This window comes from Sphingobium sp. AP50 (assembly GCF_900109095.1).
Classification (GTDB): Bacteria; Pseudomonadota; Alphaproteobacteria; order Sphingomonadales; family Sphingomonadaceae; genus Sphingobium.
This window is the reverse complement of sequence record NZ_FNYZ01000049.1, coordinates 1-2,930: the sequence shown is the minus strand read 5'-3', so window position 1 is coordinate 2,930 and position 2,930 is coordinate 1. Positions and strand designations below refer to the sequence as shown.

Sequence of the window (2,930 nt, the reverse complement as noted above, 5' to 3'; positions counted from 1 at the left end):
GGCTGGCCCCGTGTTAAATGGGAGAGGTATCACTAAGCTGAATAAAATAGGCTTTGGTGAGGCGAACCCGGAGAACTGAAACATCTCAGTACCCGGAGGAAAAGACATCAACCGAGATTCCGTTAGTAGTGGCGAGCGAACGCGGACCAGGCCAGTGCCTGAGATATAGTTAGCAGAACAGTCTGGAAAGTCTGGCCATAGCGGGTGACAGCCCCGTATGCGAAAATGATATCTCAGGACTTGAGTAGGGCGGAGCACGTGAAACTCTGTCTGAACATGGGGGGACCACCCTCCAAGCCTAAATACTCGTACATGACCGATAGTGAACCAGTACCGTGAGGGAAAGGTGAAAAGCACCCCGATGAGGGGAGTGAAACAGTACCTGAAACCGGATGCCTACAAGCAGTGGGAGGGTCCTTGAGACCTGACCGCGTACCTCTTGCATAATGGGTCTGTGACTTAGTGTATCAAGCAAGCTTAAGCCGTTAGGTGTAGGCGCAGCGAAAGCGAGTCTGAATAGGGCGACCATAGTTTGATGCATTAGACCCGAAACCCGGCGATCTATGCATGACCAGGTTGAAGGTGCGGTAACACGCACTGGAGGACCGAACCGTTCAATGTTGAAAAATTGTCGGATGAGTTGTGCTTAGGGGTGAAAGGCCAATCAAGCCGGGAAATAGCTGGTTCTCCGCGAAATCTATTGAGGTAGAGCGTCGGATATTTGCCGTTGGGGGTAGAGCACTGGATGGTTGCGGGGGTCGCGAGATCTACCAATACTAACCAAACTCCGAATACCAACGAGTCTAGTCCGGCAGACAGACGGCGGGTGCTAAGGTCCGTCGTCAAAAGGGAAACAGCCCTAACCTACAGCTAAGGTCCCCAAGTCATCACTAAGTGGGAAAGCATGTGGGATTTCCAAAACAACCAGGAGGTTGGCTTAGAAGCAGCCATCCTTTAAAGAAAGCGTAACAGCTCACTGGTCTAAATAAGAGATCCTGCGGCGAAGATGTAACGGGGCTAAAGTGATGCACCGAAGCTTAGGGTTCAGTCTTTGACTGAGCGGTAGCGGAGCGTTCCGTAGGCCGTTGAAGCGATCTGGTAATGGGTCGTGGAGGTATCGGAAGTGCGAATGCAGACATGAGTAGCGATTAACAGTGTGAGATGCACTGTCGCCGAAATTCCAAGGGTTCCTGCTTAAAGCTAATCTGAGCAGGGTAAGCCGGCCCCTAAGACGAGCCCGAAGGGGGTAGTCGATGGGAACCACGTTAATATTCGTGGGCCTGGTGGTGTGTGACGGATGGCGTAACTTGTTCGGCCTTATTGGATTGGTCCGGGCAGGGAAGTTGTCCCAGGAAATAGCCCCACCGTATAGACCGTACCCTAAACCGACACAGGTGGAATGGTAGAGTATACCAAGGCGTTTGAGAGAAGTATCCTGAAGGAACTCGGCAAATTGCCTCCGTACCTTCGGAAGAAGGAGGCCCCACATTAAGGCAACTTTTTGTGGGGGGCACAGGCCAGGGGGTAGCGACTGTTTAGCAAAAACACAGGGCTCTGCTAAGTCGGCTTCAAGACGACGTATAGGGCCTGACGCCTGCCCGGTGCCTGAAGGTTAAGAGGAGGAGTGCAAGCTCTGAATTGAAGCCCAGGTAAACGGCGGCCGTAACTATAACGGTCCTAAGGTAGCGAAATTCCTTGTCGGGTAAGTTCCGACCTGCACGAATGGCGTAACGACTTCCCCACTGTCTCCAGGATATGCTCAGCGAAATTGAATTCTCCGTGAAGATGCGGAGTACCCGCGGTTAGACGGAAAGACCCCGTGCACCTTTACTGCAACTTCAGAGTGGCATTAGGAAAGAGCTGTGTAGCATAGGTGGGAGGCTTTGAAGCATCGACGCCAGTTGATGTGGAGCCATAGGTGAAATACCACCCTGCTGTTTTCTGATGTCTAACCTCGTACCGTTATCCGGTACAGGGACCCTCTGTGGTGGGTAGTTTGACTGGGGCGGTCGCCTCCTAAAGAGTAACGGAGGCGCGCGATGGTGGGCTCAGGACGGTTGGAAACCGTCTGTTAGAGTGCAATGGCATAAGCCCGCCTGACTGCGAGACTGACAAGTCGAGCAGAGACGAAAGTCGGTCATAGTGATCCGGTGGTCCCTCGTGGAAGGGCCATCGCTCAACGGATAAAAGGTACGCCGGGGATAACAGGCTGATGATTCCCAAGAGCTCATATCGACGGAATCGTTTGGCACCTCGATGTCGGCTCATCACATCCTGGGGCTGGAGCAGGTCCCAAGGGTTTGGCTGTTCGCCAATTAAAGTGGTACGTGAGCTGGGTTCAGAACGTCGCGAGACAGTTTGGTCCCTATCTGCCGTGGGCGTCGAAATTTGAGAGGAGTTGACCCTAGTACGAGAGGACCGGGTTGAACATACCTCTGGTGTACCAGTCGTCCTGCCAAGGGCGCAGCTGGGTAGCTATGTATGGACGGGATAACCGCTGAAAGCATCTAAGCGGGAAGCCTCCCTCAAGATAAGATTTCATCGAGCCGTCGTAGACCACGACGTTGATAGGTCGGATGTGGAAGTGCGGTAACGCATGGAGCTAACCGATCCTAATTGCTCTGTTCGCGCTTAAGAGTCCCACCATCAACGACAGCCTTGATCTTCAAGCTGACGTCGATAGTCGGTCGTTAAGCCAGCCAGGATATCTACATACAACATTAGTTTGTTGACGCATTTTCCAAGTAAAATGCTTATGCACGGGCATCGATTAAAAACAAAGCGCAAGCTCTATTGCTTGGTGACCATAGCGTCAGTGACCCACCCGATCCCTTCCCGAACTCGGACGTGAAACCTGACTGCGCCAATGGTACTGTGGCTCAAGCCCCGGAAGAGTAGGGCGTCGCCAGGCATTATAGCTCGCGCTTTGT

At 52.8% G+C, this 2,930-nt stretch carries 2 rRNA genes; both read left to right on the top strand.

Annotated features, from left to right (window positions below):
* Positions 1-34 precede the first annotated feature (34 nt).
* A 23S ribosomal RNA gene (locus tag BMY84_RS28640) occupies positions 35-2,635 on the top strand.
* Positions 2,636-2,796: 161 nt separating this feature from the next.
* Positions 2,797-2,911: ribosomal RNA gene (gene rrf, locus BMY84_RS28635) — 5S ribosomal RNA — on the top strand.
* Positions 2,912-2,930: the final 19 nt, after the last annotated feature.